Origin of the sequence: Acidithiobacillus sulfurivorans, from assembly GCF_018853815.1 — a bacterium.
Lineage (GTDB): Bacteria > Pseudomonadota > Gammaproteobacteria > Acidithiobacillales > Acidithiobacillaceae > Acidithiobacillus > Acidithiobacillus sulfurivorans.
Genome location: NZ_JAAOMP010000031.1, coordinates 44,434 through 64,200 on the forward strand (window position 1 = coordinate 44,434; position 19,767 = coordinate 64,200).

General features: G+C 51.8%; 16 protein-coding genes. 5 read left to right on the top strand and 11 right to left on the bottom strand.

Annotation, left to right across the window (positions count from 1 at the left end; translation table 11 throughout):
- The first annotated feature begins 102 nt into the window (after window positions 1-102).
- Window positions 103-1,338 (top strand): hypothetical protein, encoded by a 1,236-nt coding sequence (locus tag HAP95_RS02940; protein WP_215882874.1) that lies wholly within the window; start codon window positions 103-105, stop codon window positions 1,336-1,338.
- A 2-nt stretch (window positions 1,339-1,340) separates the two neighbouring features.
- Here HAP95_RS02940 and nadC read toward each other — a convergent pair whose 3' ends face one another.
- Genes nadC through HAP95_RS02970 form a run of 6 tightly spaced genes read right to left on the bottom strand, consistent with a single transcriptional unit; the run spans window position 1,341 to window position 9,336 of the window.
- Window positions 1,341-2,168: a carboxylating nicotinate-nucleotide diphosphorylase gene (gene nadC / locus HAP95_RS02945; RefSeq protein ID WP_215882875.1), complete on the bottom strand. Its 828-nt coding sequence runs from the start codon at window positions 2,166-2,168 to the stop codon at window positions 1,341-1,343.
- Entirely contained in the window at window positions 2,165-3,532 is a 1,368-nt protein-coding gene (gene nhaA, locus HAP95_RS02950) for a Na+/H+ antiporter NhaA (RefSeq protein ID WP_215882876.1), read from the bottom strand. The genes nadC and nhaA overlap by 4 nt, the downstream gene beginning before the upstream one ends.
- A gap of 2 nt (window positions 3,533-3,534) precedes the next feature.
- On the bottom strand, window positions 3,535-6,357 hold the full coding sequence (locus HAP95_RS02955) for a valine--tRNA ligase (protein ID WP_215882877.1): 2,823 nt from the start codon (window positions 6,355-6,357) through the stop codon (window positions 3,535-3,537).
- Window positions 6,358-6,366: 9 nt separating this feature from the next.
- Window positions 6,367-7,428 (bottom strand): hypothetical protein, encoded by a 1,062-nt coding sequence (locus HAP95_RS17030; RefSeq protein WP_226832475.1) that lies wholly within the window; start codon window positions 7,426-7,428, stop codon window positions 6,367-6,369.
- Between the two features lie 14 nt (window positions 7,429-7,442).
- Window positions 7,443-7,868: a DNA polymerase III subunit chi gene (locus HAP95_RS02965; protein ID WP_215882878.1), complete on the bottom strand. Its 426-nt coding sequence runs from the start codon at window positions 7,866-7,868 to the stop codon at window positions 7,443-7,445.
- A gap of 10 nt (window positions 7,869-7,878) precedes the next feature.
- Window positions 7,879-9,336 carry a leucyl aminopeptidase gene (locus HAP95_RS02970; RefSeq protein WP_226832491.1) on the bottom strand — a complete coding sequence of 486 codons (1,458 nt, stop codon included), beginning with the start codon at window positions 9,334-9,336 and terminating at the stop codon, window positions 7,879-7,881.
- 151 nt (window positions 9,337-9,487) lie between these two features.
- Here HAP95_RS02970 and lptF point away from each other — a divergent pair, with 151 nt between their 5' ends.
- The 4 genes from lptF to HAP95_RS02990 all read left to right on the top strand — a co-directional run bounded on the left by lptF (window position 9,488) and on the right by HAP95_RS02990 (window position 16,012).
- Window positions 9,488-10,621, top strand: a complete 1,134-nt coding sequence (gene lptF / locus HAP95_RS02975; protein ID WP_215882880.1) for an LPS export ABC transporter permease LptF — start codon at window positions 9,488-9,490, stop codon at window positions 10,619-10,621.
- Complete coding sequence (gene lptG, locus HAP95_RS02980) at window positions 10,608-11,681, top strand: LPS export ABC transporter permease LptG (RefSeq protein ID WP_215882881.1); 1,074 nt, start codon at window positions 10,608-10,610, stop codon at window positions 11,679-11,681. The genes lptF and lptG overlap by 14 nt, the downstream gene beginning before the upstream one ends.
- Before the next feature lie 121 nt (window positions 11,682-11,802).
- Entirely contained in the window at window positions 11,803-13,773 is a 1,971-nt protein-coding gene (locus HAP95_RS02985) for a dynamin family protein (RefSeq protein WP_215882882.1), read from the top strand.
- Between the two features lie 52 nt (window positions 13,774-13,825).
- Window positions 13,826-16,012, top strand: coding sequence for a GGDEF domain-containing protein (locus tag HAP95_RS02990; protein WP_215882883.1), 2,187 nt, complete (start codon window positions 13,826-13,828; stop codon window positions 16,010-16,012).
- A gap of 38 nt (window positions 16,013-16,050) precedes the next feature.
- Here the strand turns inward: HAP95_RS02990 and HAP95_RS02995 are convergent, their stop codons facing one another.
- The 5 genes from HAP95_RS02995 to recQ form a co-directional block, all read right to left on the bottom strand.
- Window positions 16,051-16,383 (bottom strand): hypothetical protein, encoded by a 333-nt coding sequence (locus tag HAP95_RS02995; protein ID WP_215882884.1) that lies wholly within the window; start codon window positions 16,381-16,383, stop codon window positions 16,051-16,053.
- A gap of 16 nt (window positions 16,384-16,399) precedes the next feature.
- Window positions 16,400-17,092 (bottom strand): glutathione S-transferase family protein, encoded by a 693-nt coding sequence (locus HAP95_RS03000; RefSeq protein ID WP_215882885.1) that lies wholly within the window; start codon window positions 17,090-17,092, stop codon window positions 16,400-16,402.
- Window positions 17,089-17,538: an EVE domain-containing protein gene (locus tag HAP95_RS03005; protein WP_264318808.1), complete on the bottom strand. Its 450-nt coding sequence runs from the start codon at window positions 17,536-17,538 to the stop codon at window positions 17,089-17,091. The genes HAP95_RS03000 and HAP95_RS03005 overlap by 4 nt, the downstream gene beginning before the upstream one ends.
- Before the next feature lie 19 nt (window positions 17,539-17,557).
- On the bottom strand, window positions 17,558-17,872 hold the full coding sequence (gene cyaY, locus HAP95_RS03010) for an iron donor protein CyaY (RefSeq protein ID WP_215882886.1): 315 nt from the start codon (window positions 17,870-17,872) through the stop codon (window positions 17,558-17,560).
- Between the two features lie 64 nt (window positions 17,873-17,936).
- A complete protein-coding gene (recQ, locus tag HAP95_RS03015; protein ID WP_215882887.1) occupies window positions 17,937-19,745 on the bottom strand; it encodes a DNA helicase RecQ in 1,809 nt (602 codons plus the stop codon).
- Between the last annotated feature and the right edge of the window lie 22 nt (window positions 19,746-19,767).

The following is a 19,767-nucleotide window of genomic DNA, read 5'->3' on the forward strand; positions in this document are numbered from 1 at the left end:
ATATTGTCAATTATTGCTGCAACGGAACCTGTATTCGGTTTGAGCAAATAGCTTGAAGCACGTTAGACTAACAGCCTGTGTGATGATGAATCGGGGGGGTGGATGAAAGCATCAATGGATTTTCAGCGGCAGGGTGACAAGCAGAATTCGGCTTTTTTTGAAGAATGGTTAGGGCACCTGTTGGAAGATCGCGATCGCCAGGGGCTTACGGAAAATATTGGCCGTATTGATGCGTTGATGATTACGGTAGAGCCGGGACATTCTGCCGCTTATGTGCATGAGTTGTGTTTGATGACGCCTTACAATTATCTGGTCACCCTCGAAACCGATCAGCATTCCACCCACGTTCTCCGCATTAATATGAATGCTCCCGATGTGTTGGTTCGTGAGGTGAAAGATCCCAATCTTCATGGTATTTTCCGCAGCCTGAACGAAGTGTATCCGGTGGGCGCCAAGCGTCCCAACTCGCGCTACATGGGAGAAGTCTTTCAGGTCAAAAACCTGCATGAAGTTCGGGAGGTACAAAAAAACCGCGAAGTCCGTTTTTTTAATCAGGAACAGGTGCGGCATCTGGAGTTGCCGGGTAACATGGCCATCGTCAAACCTTCCCCCTATACCCACAATATTGTCGGTTACTGGGAACGGCCTGATGATGATATCCGCGTTTATTCTCTGGGTTTGTCTTCCATCCGCGATGATATGCAAGTGGCTTTTGAACAAGCCAAAGTGTTACGAGAAAAACTGGGGCTGGAGCAATTACTGCTGCCTATCGATCATCTGGCAACCCGGGTATACAGCCAGAACCGCGAAGCCGCCATTCTCGAATATCTGACCCTATCCAGTTATTACTACTGGGGTTCTTACGATATTCCTGACCAGAACTCTTCTACCAATGTTACTAAAAGCGTGCATTATGAAAACGTGTTGAATAGTCCTGCCAAGGTGTTTACCGCCGCCAATCATCCTTATTTTTGCAATCATTTGATTGGTCAGCCTTCGCCCACCGAGGCCTTTGTGCGTAATTTTGGCCCCCGCCTGCATCATATTGCCGTGGGCGTGCAGGACGGACGTACACATGATCAGATCAACATTGATTATGTGGTGGATGCCCTGCGAAATTGCGGGCAGAAGTTTCTGTTGCAGGTTATCGGTTCGGAGCAGGAAGGATTAAAACAGATTTTTTCCAGTGCTTCCGAGCACTCTTCCCTGATTATTGAATATGTGCAGCGTTTTGGCGGTTTTCAGGGGTTTTTCACCAAGGAAAATGTCGCTGACCTGACCGCTGCTGCGGGTGCCGATGAGACCCTGCGTAGCTTGGACGCAGAAGCCCGCGCCTGAGCTCAAAAATAGCGCAGGGATAAATCCAGGCTGTGTAAATTACGGGTAAGGCTACCGACGGAGATAAAATCGACGCCGGTAGCGGCGACAGCGGCTATGTTGTGGATGCCCATATTCCCCGAAGCTTCCAGAGGGATTTTTCCGGCCACTCTCTGCACGGCCTGGCGCAGGGATTCCAGCCCGAAATTATCGAGCAGGATCATGTCCGCCCCTGCCGCCAAAGCTTCTTCGAGTTGTTCCAGGTTTTCCACCTCAATTTCGGTGCGGGTCAGGGCCGGGGCAAGGGCCTTGGCAGCATTTAGCGCCGCTGTAATGCTGCCACAGGCGGCAATGTGATTTTCCTTGATGAGAATTCCATCAAACAGTCCCAGCCGATGGTTGTGCCCGCCACCCACACGCACCGCATATTTTTGCGCCTGACGTAAGCCGGGTATGGTTTTGCGGGTATCCAGCAGGCGGGTCCTGCTGCCCTTCAGTAATTCTACAAAATGATGTACTACCGTTGCTGTGCCCGAGAGGGTTTGGAGAAAGTTCAGGGCGCAACGCTCGGCACTGAGGAGTGCTCGGGCCGGACCTTCCAGGCGGCACAGCACCTGATCGGCAGCAACGGCGCTCCCTTCTGCAACTTCCCAGTGTAGCTTCAGCTGGTCGGAAAGTGCGGCAAACGTGGCCGTGGCGTAGGGTTGTCCACAGAGAATCCCTGGCTCACGACTGATGATGCGGGCCTGGAGTGTCTGCGCTTCGGGAATGAGTGCAGCGGTCAGATCACCGCTTCCTATATCTTCGCGAAGCGCTTGTTTGACAACCTCTATGAGGTCTTCAGGAATCATTCTAACTCCTTGGTTTTACTACCTACCCAAAATAGCCAGACCAGCCCTATGCAGGCGGCAGTCAGTGACGCCAGTAAAATGCCGAGCTTGGCTTCTTCTACCAATAATGCATCTTTAAAGGCCAGGTCACTGATAAATAAAGACATGGTAAAGCCGACTCCAGCCAGCCAGGCGGCCCCCAGAAGATGGGGCCAACGGACGCCATTGGGCATACGGGCCATTTTGACTTTGATGGCCAGCCAGCTTGACAGGGAAATGCCGACAAATTTCCCGAGTACCAGTCCCAGAAAAATACCCAGCGTGACCCGGCTGAGCAGCATTTCGCTGCTGACGTAGGCGAAATTGATGCCGGCATTGGCCAGCGCAAAAATGGGAATCACGGCAAAGGTCACCCAGGGCTGGAGGCGATGTTCCAGATGTTGTTGCGGTGCAATGGCCTCGGCACTGCTGTGTTCAATGCTTTGAATGATGCCCGCAAGCTTGCCGTTGACCAGCGGATCAAGACGTTTGCTGTGAATGATGGTATCGCGCAGGTTTTCACTGCGGGCGCTGAGGGTGTCCGCCAGTTGGTCAGGACGAACGCGTCCCCGTGCCGGGATGGTGAAGGCCAGCAAAATGCCGGCGACCGTGGCATGAATGCCGGAGAGCATCACAAAATACCAGAAAGGTAGCCCCAGAATCAGGTAAGGCAGGACTTTGCGAACGCCACTCTGATTAAGCAGAATCAAGCCCAGCAGTATCAATCCGGCGATGATCAATGCCGAAACATTCAGGGATGGGGTGTAAAAAATAGCTATGACCAGTACCGCGCCAAGATCATCAGCAATGGCCAGAGCGGTCAGAAAAACGATCAGGTTACGCGGGATCCGCCAGGCCAGCAAAACCAGGATGCCAATGGCAAAGGCAATGTCCGTTGCCATGGGAATTCCCCAGCCTTCGGCGGCAGGCCCACTGGGATTGATTTGGTGATATATCAGTGCGGGAACCAGCATCCCGCCCCCTGCGGCAATAATGGGCAGGGCTGCGTCCCGTAGTGAAGATAATTCTCCTACCAGAAATTCACGTTTTAATTCCAGGCCGACCACAAAAAAGAACACGACCATCAGTCCGTCATTGATCCAGTGGTGCAGACTCTGGTCGAGCATCCAATGACCCCAATGGATGCCGAAATGATTTTCCCAAAACAGGTGATATGGCTGATGCCAGGGGGAATTGCTGAGGAACAGGGTCAGCAGCGTCGCGCCAATGAGAATAATTCCGCCTGCCGTCGCCCGCCGCAAAAACTGCTCGAAAGGCGAAAAGGCCTTGCCAAATAGCAGTTCGAGGGGGTAGTAACGTGCTTGGCGAGACTCGGAATCCGTCATGTTCAGAGCAACTCCAGTCGTGCTGCCTGTTCCTCCAGTTGCTGCAGGGCCGCTTCAATTTCCCGCAAACGCTCTTCTTCTTTGGCGACGACTTCGGCGGGAGCACGGCTACGAAAACTTTCCTGGCCCAGTTTACCGAGGGTCTTACCCCGGTCGGATTCCAGGCGTTGCTGCTCCTTGTGCAAACGAGCCCGCTCTGCGCCGACATCTATGACGCCAGCCAGAGGGACCAGGACTTTCAGGTCTCCCAGTAGTTGCAGAGCTGCCGGGGGGGCTTCTTCGCTGTCTGTCAGCCATTCCAGACTGCTTAAACGGGCAAGGGCAAACAGCCAAGGTTGGTAATGCTCTGCGCGGGTACGATCCCGGGCATCGCCGCCTTGCAGCAAAATTGGCAGTAATTTGCTGGGTGGAATGTCCATCTCACCACGGACGGAGCGTACGGCGCGAATGGCATTGATGAGCCATACGGTATCGGCATCAGCCTCGGGATCAACGCGGTGCAGATCGGCTATGGGGTAGGGTGCTACGGCAATACTGCTACCGCCTTTGTCGAGCATGGGCGCTATGCGCTGCCAAAGTTCTTCACTAATGAACGGCATCACTGGATGCAGCAGACGTAACCCCGCCTCCAGTACCCGCAACAGGGTATTGCGGGTACCGCATTGCTGTACTGCTGTAAACGGACTGTCCTCACGCAGAACCGGTTTGCAGAGTTCAATGTACCAGTCGCAGTAATCATTCCAGAAAAATTGATACAGTGCGTGGGCGGCGTCGGCAAACCGATACTGATCAATGGCGGCGTTTACCGCTGCTTCACAGTGCTGCAGACGTCCGATAATCCAGCGTTCCGGAGCCATCATTTCTTTCTCGCCGTGCAGCAAACTGATTTCGGGAACCTGCATCATGGCAAAACGGGAGGCATTCCAGAGTTTGTTGCAGAAATTCCGGTTACCTTCCACGCGTTTCAAATCAAATTTAATGTCCCGACCCTGGGTGGCCAGAGCGGTAAAGGTAAAGCGCAGGGCGTCAGTTCCGAAGGCGGGAATACCCTCGGCAAATTCCTTGCGAGTGGATTTTTCGATTTTGGCAGCCATTTGCGGTTGCATGAGTCCCCTGGTGCGTTTGGCAACCAGATCTTCCAGGCTGATACCATCGATCAAATCAATGGGATCCAGCACGTTACCCTTGGATTTACTCATTTTCTGGCCTTCGGCATCACGGACCAGGCCATGGATGTACACTTCCTGGAAGGGCACTTCATCCATGAAGCGTAAACCCATCATAATCATGCGTGCGACCCAGAAGAAAATGATGTCGAATCCGGTAACGAGAACACTACCCGGATAAAAGCGTGCGAGATCCGGTGTTTTTTCCGGCCAGCCAAGGGTTGTAAACGGCCAGAGGGCGGAGCTGAACCAGGTGTCGAGTACATCGGGATCCCGTTCCAGAGTCACGGGCATCCCGTAATGGCGGCTGGCCTGACTGTGGGCTTCCTCTTCGTGGCGCGCGACAAATATGTGCCCGTCAGGGCCATACCAGGCCGGAATCTGGTGTCCCCACCAGAGCTGCCGGGAAATGCACCAGTCTTCAATCCGGTTCATCCAGTCAAAATAGGTTTTGTTCCAGTTTTCTGGCACAAAGCGAATCCGGCCTTCTTCTACGGCCTTGATGGCGGGTTCAGCCAGTGGTGCCACTTTTACATACCACTGATCCGTCAAATAGGGTTCAATGACCGCCTGGGAACGATCGCCACGCGGCACCATCAGCTTGTGGGCGTCTGTCTGGACTAAAAGTCCTTCGCTTTCCAGCTGGGCCAGTATCTGCTTGCGCGCAGCATAGCGGTCCAGTCCTCTTAATGCGCTCGGAATTTCTTCGGCCGGGACGGATTCTGCGCTGGTAAATACCTCAAGACTGTCACGAATACGGGCATCGGGGGTAAATACGTTGATCAAGGGTAAATGGTGACGCTGACCCACCTGATAGTCATTAAAATCATGGGCCGGGGTGATTTTGACGCATCCCGATCCAAATTCCGGATCTACATAATGATCGGCAATGACCGGAATTTCCCGCCCCATGATTGGCAGACGCAGAGTTTTGCCAATCAGGGCTGCATAACGTGGGTCGTCGGGATGCACAGCAACGGCGGCGTCTCCCAGCAGGGTTTCCGGACGGGTGGTTGCCACCACCAGAGAACCGCTGCCATCGCTCAGTGGATAACGGATGTGCCAAAGAAAACCGTCTTCTTCCTCGCTGAGCACTTCCAGATCGGATACTGCGGTGCGCAGTACCGGATCCCAATTGACCAGACGTTTGCCACGATAGATGAGGCCTTCATCGTGAAGTTGCACAAATACTTCGGTGACCGCTTGCGACAAACCGCTATCGAGGGTGAAACGTTCTCGCGTCCAGTCACAGGAGGCACCCAGACGGCGCATCTGTCGGGTAATATGCCCCCCTGACGCATGACGCCATTCCCAGACTTTCTCCAGAAAGGCGCTGCGACCCATCTGATGACGGTCGCCACCTTCCTGAACAATCTGGCGTTCCACCAGCATTTGTGTGGCAATTCCGGCGTGGTCGGTGCCGGGTTGCCAAAGTGTTTCTTCGCCGCGCATCCGGTGAACCCGGACGAGAATATCCATGAGGGTATCCTGAAACGCATGCCCCATATGCAGGGTGCCGGTGACATTGGGGGGCGGCAACATGATGCAGTAGGGCTTTTGCCCGGGCTGGGGCTGGAATATTCCAAGCTCCTCCCAGTGTTGGTAACAGGTATGTTCTATTTCGGCGGGGGCGAAGGGGCGGTCTAAATGGTCAGTCATGAGCCTTCATCAGTCAGGTTCGGTGGGGGTGATTTGTTCCAGGCCATTATGCAGTACGCGCTGGAGAATTTCAGGTAGGGAAGCGCGCATTTCCTGGGCAAGGCTCTCGCGCAATTTAATGCCTTCCAGCGCCAGCGTGCGCATTACGGTCAGGCTGACCTGCTCTTTCCAGACTTTCTGCAGATACTGAGTCATCTGTTCTTCCATCTCGTTAATGACCCGTCTTTCTATTTCCTGAAAGAGTAATTGCTCAAAATCTTTCAGGAAATCCAGATCAAGAGGAGGTTTGTCTGGCACAGGTGATGGCTCAGGTTCCTGTACTGAATGCTCTTCCACGAACTCTTGATGTTCTTCGACGGATGGATGAATTGCCGCATCTGCAGCCGCATCTGTAATGAATGTCTCCGGCTCAGACCCGGCAGCATCCACAATTACTTCGTCGACAGATTCCTCAGCGGGTTCAGGATTACGCTCTGCAGTTTCATTGATAATGTGCTCAGGTTCCAGGGCTTCAAACACTGGCGATTCGACAATGTCCTCTTCAGATAGTATTGGTGTTTCAGTGAGTTCCGGATTTTTTGCTGCAGGCTTCAGATGTTCGCTGACCAGACCAATAACGGCTTGATCTGCGAAATCAGAATCACTTTTTTCCCCAAATGTAGGCTCGGATCTGGAGGTGGTAAACTGCATGAGTCCTTGGCGCATACGCTTAAGTGCTGCTTCCAGGTCGCGGTCTTCAAAGTCATGCTGCGGATTGGCTGTTTCTGCTGGCTGCCAACGCGCTTCACTCTGTGTGTACATTTTAGCTTGTTCTGTGACAGCGGCGGCTGGAGAGTCGGACTCTGCTTCTTCCCATTGCATCGAAAATTTATCTGCCGGTCCGGCATGAAGGGATGCTTGCGTTTTATTGGATTCGCTATCGGGTTCCGGCATGGCAGGCGATTCTTCATGGCGCCAAAGCTGCGGGGGTAAACCTTCTCGTACAATCTTGGTAAGCAGCAAGGGCGCGTCGTCGTTGTCTTCCGGTGTTTCTTCGAGCACGGGTTCCCTGCGATCAAATTGTTTATTCATTGTGGTATCTCCGGTCAGGCTTCCAGGGTATGTACCTGCAAAGTGTATCCGATGTTCTTCAACGTTTTATATCTCTCTCTTGCCTGATCTCGAGCGATGTTTTCGGCTGGAATAAAATCCACCAGTCTTTCACAGGCCGGAAGTGGCTCAGGGAGATTCTGCAAGGCGCACAACACGGCAACCACGCAGGCATCCGGCCATGACTGCTGGTAGTGTATTCGTACAGAGTACTTTGCCCCTAGTCCATGAGGAATAAAAGCATCTGCCTGAAAAGTCCAGAGCATGTCGTCCACGCTCTGAGCTGTTGCCAAATCTGCACAGAGAATATCTGCTTCCCCAACAACTTGCCAGACCTTGTTGATGACCCGACACATGGCACGCAATTGCTCTTGCGGCGTCAACAGGGTAGCTGGCAGGTCATAGAAGGAAGCATCTGGCAACGTCGTCCCCTCAGGCAGTTTGACGGGATCGGTTGAGTAGATATTCGACCAACAAAGCGACAGGTCGTCCCGTGGCACCCTTGTTTTCGCCGCTTTTCCAGGCTACGCCAGCAATATCCAAGTGCGCCCAATGGTAGTTTTCCGTGAAACGAGACAAAAAGCAGGCTGCAGTAATGGTTCCGGCAGGACGACCACCGACGTTGGAAAGATCCGCAAAAGGGCTCTTCAGCTGTTCCTGGTATTCTTCAAAAAGAGGTAATTCCCAGGCGCGGTCCATGCTTTCCTTGCCAGCGCTGATCAGATCATGAACCAGCCCTTCGTGGTTACCTAACACAGCGGCGGTTTGGTGCCCCAGGGCAATGACACATGCTCCGGTCAGGGTGGCCATGTCAATGACTACATCGGGTTCGAAGCGCTCAACGTAGGTGAGGGCATCAGCGAGAATCAGGCGACCTTCAGCATCCGTATTAATGACCTCTACCGTCAGGCCTTTCATGCTCTTGTGAATATCACCGGGTTTGGTGGCCAGGCCGTCCGGAAGGTTTTCAGACGCGGGTACTACCGTGATGATGTTCAAGGGTAGTTTCAGTTCGGCAGCCGCCTGGATGGCAGCAAGGGCTGCAGCACCTCCGCACATGTCGTATTTCATTTCGTCCATTTTGTCAGCAGGCTTCAGAGAAATGCCACCTGCGTCAAAAGTCAGGCCCTTGCCTACAAAAACAATGGGAGCCTGTTCATCGCTCCCCCCCCAGTATTCCAGAATAATCAGGCGCGGTTCCTGACGGGATCCCTGAGCAACACCCAGTAATAGGCGCATATCCAGTGCTTCCATGGCGTCTGGACCGAGGATGGTGCTTTTGATTCCAGTACGTTGCGCCATGACTTCGGCCTGTTGTGCCAGCCAGCTGGGGGTACAGATGTTGCCGGGTTCATTGGCCAAATCTTTCGCCCAGGCGATCGCCCGCGCGGTCGCCAGCGCTTCGGCACTAGCCTGTTTAATAGCGGCTTCTTCTTCCGCGCCACTGGCCACATTCAAATGCAGATGGGTCAGGCTGCGCCGGGGCTTTTCCGATGGTTCCTTATGATGATCAAACTGATAATCGGCATCCATGACCGCCTGCACCACAATTTTGCTCAACGCTGCGGGTGAGCGGCGGGCAACGGGTGTTTCCAGCAGATAAAAGCTGACTTGAGTGATTTGCGCTTGTCGCAAGGCCTTGCTGACACTTTGTACTGCTTTACAAAATTTGCTGTCTTTGAGTTTGCCATGGGTGCCCAAGCCCAACACCATCACGCGTTGGGTGGCCAATCCGGGCAGTTGGTAGAGAATTTGGGTCTCTCCACACTGGCCGCTGAAGTCTCCCATCGCTAAAAATTTCTGCAGGCCGCCATTACAGGCTAAGTCTACCAAGGTGGCTGCAGGGCTCAGGATTCCGTCTTCATAAACACCAACGACGATACAATCCATTTTGTCGGTACTGGGCTTGTGGGCATGAATGGCTATCTCCACGTTAAATCTCCTGATAATCTATGACTGAGGAATTCAATATGAACGAAAGCGTACAAAGTAAGCCCCAAAGGCGCAGTGAATCAAGTGATGGATTACAAGAGAATCGTTCATGACCCGTATCCATCTGCAAATTATCCGAAACATTTCCGTCACTTTTCTGCTGACCTGTCTAGTCATTCTCGCTATTTTGGCTATTGGTCAATTGACCCAGCTGCTGAAGCAGGTGGCATCGGGGCAGTTGCCGTTACCTATTGTCCTGCAATTGTTAGGACTGGCCGTGCCAACACTTTTGGTGACGGTTTTGCCCCTTGCGTTTTTTTTCGCGGTGTATTTGGTGTTTAATAATTTGTATCGTTCCAATGAAATGGTAGCCATTCGTAGTACAGGTACCGGTTTGACAGGATTATTGCCTGCAGTAACCGTAGTGGCTGGAGTTGTTTTTTGCCTGGAGCTGGGCCTGGCTTTGTCCTGGGCTCCCGCAGCTCAACGCATGCTCCAGTCGGAGTCCGAAAGGTTGGCCAATGTCGCTGCAGAAGCGATGCTGCAGCCCGGCAGTTTTACCTCCTTATCGGGGGGACGGGTTATTTATGTGGGTTCTGCCATCGGAAAAAATACACACCGTTACCATGAAATTTTTCTCTCCATCGCCCAAGGTGCACAATCAGATATGGCAACCGCAGCTTATGGTGAAATCAAACCGGGTGCTGATGGCGCACTCAGTCTGGTGCTTATTGATGGGCAGCGCTATCTCGGTCAACCCGGACAAAATGGTTTCAAGGTGCTTTCATTTGCGCGTTACCGGGTGATGCTTGGCAATTCTGCTAGTAATGGTACTAACCAGGCTGGCGGAATCAGCTGGAGTAATGCTTCCTTGGCCCAGTTGGTGGATCATTTTTCTGGCCTGGACAGGCGTTATGCGGTGACGGAGCTGCAATGGCGTCTAATATGGCCTATCGCTTTGCCACTTCTGGCATTGTTGGCTATTCCACTGGCTTACAGTGAGCCGCGCGGTGGTGGAAGAGCCGCCGGGATGTTGCTGGGCGTTCTCTTCCTGCTGGCGATAAATAACATTTTGATCTACATAAAAGAGCACATGATGGCTGGCAAGATGCCGCTATTTCCAGGATTTCTCTGGGTAGTGCTGGGCATCGCCTTGATCGCTTTTTATACTTTTTTACGCCGGAGTCGGGATTTGGGTTTGCTGCCTGTATTGTTTAATCAGAGTGCCAATGAAACGCGCTGATCGGCTGCTGTTTCGTGGCATGCTCGCCTACAGTGGCCTTGTTTTGCTGCTGTTGTTGGCACTGGTTTTTATTGCTCAGTTAATTGCCAAAGCTTCGGGACCGGGGCACGGCGTCTGGAATATGACGCGACTCATGCAGTACGCGGCTTTGCAATTGCCCGATGTTGCCTATGATGTTATTCCTCTGGCCTTGCTGCTCGGTACTTTGGTTTGGATGAGTATTCTCAGTGGCCATTCTGAGGTGATTGCCTTGCGGATGTCCGGCTGGTCTCTGTGGCGTCTGGAGCAGCCCTTGTTGCTGGTTGGCTTGCTGGGAACGGTGTTGATGTTCGTCCTTGGAGAATGGGTGATTCCTGTGACTGCTCCGGCATCTGAAGCCATGTGGGCCAACGCCAGTGAGCCCGGTGCCGGTTTTCATAATATGGGGAATGAGGGGCTCTGGTTGCGGCGTGATGATCAGCTCATCCAGATTGGTGCAGTGGGTGATTCAGGCAAGGTACTGCAGAATGTGCGCATAATCTCACTCAGTCCGGGGATGGTGGGACTGAAGACCATGACCAGCGCAGCTTCCGCTCATTTTGCGGCGGGTCATTGGGTATTGCAGAATATTGATCTGGCCACGATTTCGCCGCAACAGTTACAGATGCAGCATGAACAAAGCTTGCCCTGGAACATCGAAATGCCGCCTTCTACCCTCAGCAGCTTTGCCCATCCGACGCGCACCATGACCCTGCCCACGCTCTGGCGCAACTACCAGAATTTGCAAACCGGGGCATTTAAAATGAATCGTTTTGCCTTGGCGTTCTGGCGACGCTTGAGTTATCCGTGGGTAGGCCTGATCATGATCTTGTTGGCGGTCCCATTTGTCACCCGCAATCCCCGTGGTGGAGGGCTTGCCGCCAGGGTTATGGCCGGACTGGTGCTCGGGCTGGGTTTTCATTTTTTGACGGAGATGTCTGGATATATCAGCGTGTCTGGTGGGATTAGCCCATCAATGGCTACGCTGCTTCCCATTGTTCTGTTTGCTATTATTGCCGGTTTTTTGCATCGTATTGCTTAAAAGAAATTAATCGCTGATTTTTTCGTTGTGACGCCGCCTGTTTACATTATAATGTGGCCAGCTTCCTCGGAATTGTACAAGACGATTTCAGATGATCCGGTTGTTGGATGGAGAAATGATCATGGCCCTACCTTTGCTGATTGAACGCCTGCGAGCATACCATCAGTGGCGCGTGCGTATCGCAAATGCTGTGGATCAAATAGCAAAGCTTTCTGTCGATTTGGAAATTCTACCTAGCGGTACCATGTTGCGGATGCAGAATCTATCCCGTGAAATTGTCGGTGATCAGCTGCGTATTTCATTTTTTGGTGAGTTTGCGCGAGGTAAATCCGAACTCATTAATGCCCTGTTTTTTTCAGATCTTGGTGCTCGCCTGATGCCCTCTGGTCCAGGGCAGACCACTATGTGTCCGGTTGAAATTGCTTATGGTTTGGCGCCGCCTTCACTTCAATTGTTACCAATACGCAGTAGAACACTCAATGATTCAATAGAAAAATTAAAGAAAAATTCTGGTCTGTGGACTTTTTCTCCATTGAATCCCGATGACCTGAACGATTGTGCAGAGCATATGGGACAGTTGACAGAAACTCTTTGTGTTTCAGTGCAAGAAGCTCGAAGTTATGGACTGTGCCCGCAGGTCAAAGAATTAGGTTCGAACATTGCAACAACGCACTGTGCTTCCTGTGGGGAAGGGATGGTGAAAATTTCTCGGTGGCGTTACGCATTGTTGCAATGGCCACATCCGGTACTAGAGGCCGGATTGGTCATATTGGACACACCGGGTCTTAACTCTTTGGGCAGCGAGGCGGATTTGGGCCTAGAGGCAGCGCGTAGTGCTGATGCCCTGATATTTGTGCTGAGCGCCGATACTGGCGTAACTCAAAGTGATCTCGCAATATGGGAACAATCGCTCGGACGCCATGCCTTACAAAATCAGTTGGTGGTATTGAATAAAGTAGATACGCTATGGGATGATTTACGAGAACCTGGACAGGAATCTGCAGTTGTTCAATCCCAACGGGAAAAGACTGCAGTACAGTTAGGTATAAATGTCGATCAGGTCATAGCCGTTTCTGCTCAGAAAGGCCTATTAGGTCGTATTCGGCATGATGAACAATTGTCTGCCAGAAGTGGGCTGAAAGAGCTGGAAGAAGCTATAGCAGAAACGCTCATTCCAGGAAGGTGCAAATCCATTCTCGATAGTGCGCAACGGCTTATTAAAAGAGTAGTTATTGACCAGCGGGTGCTTTTAGAAGAACAAATCAAGAATCTCGGCGGCGAGATTGAAAGTATGGAACGGCTTCAGGCGCAAACTGGCGAGCAGCTGCCACGATTGCTGGAAAGGCAGCAAAAACTATTGCGATCATTTGCCGGTGATCGTGATTCCTTTATGTTGAAAGAACAAGAATTTCTGGAATCAGCCAATTCCTGGTTATTACAGGCACTTTCTTTGGAGCAGCTGGATCAGATTGTCGTTTCTGCCCGTGCCGAGTTGTTGGCTGCCTGGACGACGGTCGGTATTTATGACCGGTTTTCAAGGTTTTTTGAGGAAACTATTGCACAATTTGATAATGCTCTGGAACGGGCTAATCGCCTTTCAGCACTAATGCTGGATGCTTATCGAATACTTGAGCAACAGTATGGTTTGCCCAAACTTGATACCATTCCCTATGCTATTTTACCCCGGCGTGCCGAGTTACTGGCAATGGCTGATCGTTATGAGCGCTTCGGGAAACGCCTGGAAATAGCTGCTTCAACTCAAGGATCTGTGGTTCGCAAAGCTTTTTTCTCACTCGCCCAGCAAATAGAGGCATTTGTAGAAGAAACACGAAAAGAGCTGCGCAATTGGGTGAATGAATCTCTGGATTTGATGAATCGTCAATTAGAGCTTTTTGCCGCTCAGTCGAAAGAAAAAATGGTCGCATTGGAAGCTATTGTGGATTCTTCTACTAATATCCAGCCACGTATTCAATCTCTCAGTCAACAAAGACAAAGTAAGGAATCGAATCTCATCATTTTGAATGAAACTTATGCTGCATTGTGTGATTTGATGGAGATAGTTCCAGATTTTGGCTTTGCGGAAAAACTCTAACGAAGAGTTTTATATATCAGAGGTCTCTGTTATAGATGGCCGGACAATGTTTATGCTGAAAACACTGCTACTCCTGTTTTTAATAGCCGGTTTGTCTGTGGTTTTTCGTGCGCTGGTTAAAAATCGTAAGATGCTCCGAGAGCTGAACTCCAAAGCAGATTTGCAGTTTGCCTTGTTGGAGGTGGATAGGCTTTTGGGCGATTCCTTGACTAAAGACATTTCGTCAACTACGCGACAGATGGTGGAAATCCTTTCTAAACGTCTGAATGCTTCTCTAGTCTGGATTGGTGTGCAGAAAACTACGGATAACACTGTGAGCGTCATGTCTTTGGCGGGATCACATAAAATGGCCGCTGTTAGTTTCACGGTTCCTCTTGATGCAGATGGTTCTGTACGGAAAACATTGGATAGTGGGTGCGTCCAGCGTTTGTCGCTTAAGGGTGATACTTCCTATAAGCATTGGCCGATTGCTGATGATGCCACCTTTCATATCAGCCTGAGTGTTCCATATCGTAGTCTGGATGGTGACAAGGGTGTTATTGTTTTTTTTCTCCCAAAATCAATAAATACAGTTCCATTAAGTCATACCTTATGGACTCGACTTGCAGATGATTTTGTCGTTTTTCTGGAAAGGCGCAAGAACGCTATCAATGTCAGTCGTATTTCAGGGTTTCAGTTAGTGATTGTCGATTTTCTTAAGGATATTCTTGAGGTCAAAGAGTTGTCGGCAGCCTATAACCTTGCTCTTTCCATGCTCACTACGCGTGCTGACGCCCTCAGTGCCTGGATTGTTGCTTATCCCGAAAAGAAACAGGCGAACACCTCTGATTTTTTAGTGGCTTCTCGGGGGTCGATACCTGAGGCTTCACTCAGAATGGGATTGGAGAAGGACGGTGTAAGCCGGCAATGGTTTGATACGGTCATGGAGCGTGTCCGCGAAAAAGAACGTCCTTGTGTTGATGAGGTGCGTTTAAATTCAGCTTTGCAAGCCTGGAAAGATACTGAACCCGGAATGAAAAATGTTGCGGTGATCGGTGCCTGGCCTTTGTGGGATGATTCAGGTGTGCATGCAGTTTTGTTTGTCAGTAGCACTGATCCCGTATATTTCAGTAATAATCTCCAGATTTTTCTGCATCAGCTCACAGAAATTTTACATGTTGCCGATCAGCAAATCAGCAACAAGGCAGAAATTCTTCGCCGTAATTTACTATATCAGGCATTGCTGGATGAGGCGGATGCTGTTCTCAAAATGAATGCAGAACAACCTTTGTTAGAAGAAATATGCAGACGTTTAGTCGGCAGTACATTGTTTGAGTCGGCCTGGCTGACTCGCCCTGCTGAGGATGGATCTCTGGATACCTTGGCCTTTGTTTCATCGGTAACCGAAGATGCTAATAGTCTGATTGAGCAAATTACCGCCGATTTGCTGCGAGATATGGTGCTGCATGTATGGAAAACCGGTCAAGCGCTATTTCCCTCTGAGAGTGACAGCGCAAATAGCGCGGAGCTCCCGGTTGCGCTCTTGCCGATTATTCGCAACGCCAAGTTGTGGAGTGTTCTGGTGGTGAGATGTTGTTTGGTCGAACATCTAATCAGTGCGGATGTGAACGAGCTCTTGCATAGAGTTGCTTCATTGCTGGGTCGCGGCCTGGATGAAATGGACCTGAAAAAGCAACTGGCGGACGAGCAAAATCGGCAAAGCTGGTTGGCAAATCATGATGCATTAACCGGTTTGAATAATCGTCGAGGTTTAGATACCTATTTCATCCATGCCATCTTGCGGGCGCAGCGTAATAATACTCTGCTGGCTATTTTGATTGTTGATTTGGATGATTTTAAACCCATTAATGACACCTATGGTCATGAAGCGGGTGATCGACTGCTGATCAAAGTCTCTGAAGCCTTGAAGGGCGTAACGCGTAGTACCGATTTTCTGGTACGCCTCGGGGGAGACGAATTTGTTGTTTTACTGGAAGGGCTGCATAGCGGTGCAGATCTGCAACCGGTCATGAACCATATTCGTAAGGCAGTAGAATCGCCTATCCTGCTGGAGACACAAAGCTCCGTGTCGGTAGGCTGCAGTGCCGGACTGACCTTGTATCCTGAAGATTCAGCCGCTCCAGACGGTTTGTTGCGCCATGCAGATGAAGCCCTGTACGTGGCAAAACGTAACAAGCAGAGCCGCCCCCAGTACTGGGTGAATTATCTGGATATTCTGACGGCCGAAAAAAAAGATTAGAGAGTGGCTCTTGAAGGGCAAAATTTCTGCCCTGGCTCTCACTGCCGCTGTCGGATGAGTTCCTGATCAAAGGCGTTATCCAGTTCCTGGGACAACTTGAGCACCTTACGAAAAATGGCAGGGTCAGCATCGTCGGCCTGGACGCGCAGCCGCAGGCGGGCCAGCCCATCAAAACTGTGAGCACGGTCTACCGGATCACTCAAAGTCTGGCATTGGTTTCCCTGGTAAATGGCGTTAAGCACTTCTGCCGTCAAAGGGTCTTCCAACGTGTTGTTTTGGGCAGCCTGTAAGGCTTCTGCGGGGCTCAGATCACCGAGGAAAGGATATCCCAGGTGATGATTCAAAAATTCCACCAACTCTTGGTAAGTCATTACATACTCCAGAAAATCAAAGGGACTGGGTCATGCCGTCATTCAGCGAGATATTACAAGCATCAGCGACACGTTGAAAATAATATTGCAGATCCAAAGGAATGGTCACGCCATCCAGCAATCTGAGTAAATGCAGGTCGGCCGTCAGGATAATATCCACCAGTGATAAATCACCCGTGTAAAAGCGCCGGCGAGTCAGGATTTTGCCCAATTCGCGTAATCGTCCCCGACTCTCAAGTTGCTGATACGCGCCGTAGCGATCATTGGCCAAAGCCTCGACGGACTGCTGGAAACGGCGTTCACATTCGTTCCGATAAAAATTCATGTCTTCTTCATCATGACTGATTTCATCATAGGCAGGCAAAACCGGAGCGATCAGTCTTTCCAGAAGCGGCGTCAGGCTATTGCGCCACTGACAAAAGGCCACCCATTCCGGCTCGGCAATGCTCTGCTGCATAGGCAGGGTTTCGGGATAAAGCCGATCCAGTTCCGCCAATTCGGACAGCGTAGCTTGCTGTTTCTGGCCATTGGCATGGACCATTACGGGTAAATCGGCATAGTCCAGATCAAAAGCTGTTTCCTGGTCGCGTAGGGCACAGGGATGATCTTGCCAATGTAACTTTTTGGCGCTCAACACCATTCGTAGCATCTGCCCGGCAGTAGAAGACCAACGGTGATACAGGTGGATTTCGCGGGCAGAATCGCTCATTGGCGACCATCATCAACAAGGCTCAGCACATGCTGCCATTGGCTTTCCGTGATGGGCAGTATGGACAGGCGGTTGCCTTTGCGTACCAGGGGGCTGTCTGCAAATTCCGGCATGTTGCGCAGGCTATCCAGGGAAATGCATTGCGTAAAGCTACTTCGATAGGCAACGTCCACCAGATCCCAGCGTGGCTTGTCGAGGCTGGAGCCGGAATCGTAATAATGACTGCGCGGATCAAACTGGGTGGGGTCGGGGTGGGCGCTGCTGACGACTTCGGCCATCCCGACAATACCCGGCACCGCTACCCGGGAATGGTAAATAAAAATACCATCCCCCGGCTGCATGCTGCGCAGAAAATTCCGCGCCTGATAATTGCGGATACCGTCCCAGGGTTCCTGGCCGCGCGCCTGCAAATCATCCAGAGAAAAGGCTTCGGGTTCAGTTTTCATTAACCAGTAGGCCATCATTTCAGTCCAGGACGATGTGGTCATGTAAACGATGGCTGAGTAGCCGCCCCAGGGCGGTCGTCAGGCTTTCTCCCGTTTTGCTGTCCAGCCATTGATCATCCTTGGCCGAGAAGCGGGCGGGACCATCACTGCAGGCCAGCCAGATTTGCTGTACGGCCTCCTGGCGGTTGATGATAATCTGGCTGCCATCGGGCAGGAGCAGGGTGAGCACGCTGTCTACCAAATCACATTCCACATCTGCAGCGCGTTCCTCAATGCGGGTCAGCAGTTCTGTCAGGGTGTTTTCAACGGCGACGGCAAAGCTTTTATCGTTCATTCCGGTTTCCTCAAGTTTGGTCCTATGATGCGACCTGGCCTGTTGCAGGGCAAGTTTTGATCCATCAGGACCGGCCTGCGTGATCCAGTAATATGCCCAGAAACGATTCACCATAGGCGGCGAGTTTGCGTTCACCAACGCCGGGCACCGTGGCGAGACTGACCAGGGTGCGGGGGCGTAGGCGCAGCATTTCCATCAGCGTCGCATCATGAAAAATCACGTAGGGAGGCACTCCCTGGGTTTGTGCCAGGGCGCGGCGATGCTGCCGTAAATCTTCCCATAGTGCTTTGTCACCGGCTGGAATTTCCTGGACCTTCTCTTTTTTTTGGGATTGGGTATTTTCGTGCTGGCGCAGGGTGAGGGTTTGTTCGCCGCGCAAAATGGGACGACTCAGGGGACTCAGGCGCAAGCCACCATGTCCTTCGCTATCTACTTCAACCAGGCCCCGGAGTAACAGATGGCGGAACAAGGCACGCCAGGCGTTGGCAGATAATTCCTTGCCAATGCCATAAACCCGGAGTTGATGATGACCCCATTGCTGAATACGGGGATCATCGCGGGCGAGTAAGACGTCGACCAGATACTGAACACCAAAACGCTGGCCCGTGCGGTGTACCGCAGAGAGGGCTTTTTGTGCGGCGACGGTGGCATCCCAGGTGGCCGGAGGGGTCAGACAGTTGTCGCAATTACCACAGGGCAGGGCGAGGGTTTCGCCAAAATAACTGAGCAGGGTCTGGCGCCGGCATTGAGTCGTTTCGCAAAGGGCGAGCATGGCATCCAGTTTTTGTCCTTCCATTTGCTTGCGTTGCTGGTCGGCTTCAGATTGCTGAATCATCTGCCGAAGTTGCACCACATCCTGCAGACCATAATGCATCCAGGCTTCTGCAGGCAAACCGTCACGTCCCGCCCGGCCGGTTTCCTGATAATAGGCTTCGATACTTTTGGGCAAATTGAGATGAGCCACAAAACGCACATTGGGCTTGTCGATGCCCATACCAAAAGCAATGGTTGCTACAATAATGACACTCTCATCGCGCTGAAAACGCTGTTGATGGCGGCGCCGTTCATCCGCAGAAAGGCCAGCATGATAGGGCAGGGCGTCCAATCCTTCTGTCTGAAGCCATGCGGCTATTTCTTCGACGCGTTTACGGGAAAGGCAATAAACAATGCCCGCTTCACCATCATGGCGGTCGCGAATAAAACGCAGCAGGGCGTTACGCGCACCCTGGCTGCTGCTGTGTATGTGGTAGCGGATATTGGGACGATCAAAAGACCGGGTAAAAATCCGTGCGCGTTGCAGCCCCAGCCGTTCGATGATTTCCAGGCGGGTTTTGGGGTCTGCGGTGGCGGTCAGGGCAATGCGCGGTATGGCCGGGAAGCGCTCGTGGAGAACCTTCAGTTGCAAATATTCCGGACGAAAATCATGTCCCCACTGGGATACGCAATGCGCCTCATCAATCGCGAAAAGATTGATCTGACATTGTTGCAGCAGGCGCAGAGTACGATCTTGCAGCAGACGCTCGGGGGCAATGTACAGTAAATCCAGTTGGCCGCTGCGCAGCGCTTCTTCGGTTTCGCGGATTTCCCGGGGCTGAATGCTGGAATTGAGAGCTGCAGCTGCAACCCCCGCCTGCCGTAAGGCATTCACCTGATCTTCCATCAGCGCGATAAGTGGTGATATGACTACGCCAGCACCCGGACGGGCGATAGCAGGAATCTGGTAACACAATGACTTGCCGCCCCCGGTAGGCATCAACACCAGTGCGTCCTGGCCGCTCATGAGTGTGGCGATGACTTCCTCTTGGGGAGCTCGAAACTGTTCATAGCCGAAAGTGTGGCGCAGGATTTCGAGAGAGGGCGTGATGGTGGGCATATCTGCTAAGCTGATGTTATTC

Excerpts from the sequence above, each read along its gene's own strand:
- nhaA (WP_215882876.1), bottom strand. The coding sequence starts at position 3,532 with ATGACGGATTCCGAGTCTCGCCAAGCACGTTACTACCCCCTCGAACTG.
- nadC (WP_215882875.1), bottom strand. The coding sequence starts at position 2,168 with ATGATTCCTGAAGACCTCATAGAGGTTGTCAAACAAGCGCTTCGCGAA.
- HAP95_RS03000 (WP_215882885.1), bottom strand. The coding sequence starts at position 17,092 with ATGAGCGATTCTGCCCGCGAAATCCACCTGTATCACCGTTGGTCTTCT.
- HAP95_RS02940 (WP_215882874.1), top strand. The coding sequence starts at position 103 with ATGAAAGCATCAATGGATTTTCAGCGGCAGGGTGACAAGCAGAATTCG.
- HAP95_RS03005 (WP_264318808.1), bottom strand. The coding sequence starts at position 17,538 with ATGAAAACTGAACCCGAAGCCTTTTCTCTGGATGATTTGCAGGCGCGC.
- HAP95_RS02985 (WP_215882882.1), top strand. The coding sequence starts at position 11,803 with ATGGCCCTACCTTTGCTGATTGAACGCCTGCGAGCATACCATCAGTGG.
- HAP95_RS02990 (WP_215882883.1), top strand. The coding sequence starts at position 13,826 with ATGCTGAAAACACTGCTACTCCTGTTTTTAATAGCCGGTTTGTCTGTG.
- HAP95_RS02955 (WP_215882877.1), bottom strand. The coding sequence starts at position 6,357 with ATGACTGACCATTTAGACCGCCCCTTCGCCCCCGCCGAAATAGAACAT.
- HAP95_RS17030 (WP_226832475.1), bottom strand. The coding sequence starts at position 7,428 with ATGAATAAACAATTTGATCGCAGGGAACCCGTGCTCGAAGAAACACCG.
- recQ (WP_215882887.1), bottom strand. The coding sequence starts at position 19,745 with ATGCCCACCATCACGCCCTCTCTCGAAATCCTGCGCCACACTTTCGGC.
- lptG (WP_215882881.1), top strand. The coding sequence starts at position 10,608 with ATGAAACGCGCTGATCGGCTGCTGTTTCGTGGCATGCTCGCCTACAGT.
- lptF (WP_215882880.1), top strand. The coding sequence starts at position 9,488 with ATGACCCGTATCCATCTGCAAATTATCCGAAACATTTCCGTCACTTTT.
- HAP95_RS02995 (WP_215882884.1), bottom strand. The coding sequence starts at position 16,383 with ATGACTTACCAAGAGTTGGTGGAATTTTTGAATCATCACCTGGGATAT.
- HAP95_RS02970 (WP_226832491.1), bottom strand. The coding sequence starts at position 9,336 with ATGGATTGTATCGTCGTTGGTGTTTATGAAGACGGAATCCTGAGCCCT.
- cyaY (WP_215882886.1), bottom strand. The coding sequence starts at position 17,872 with ATGAACGATAAAAGCTTTGCCGTCGCCGTTGAAAACACCCTGACAGAA.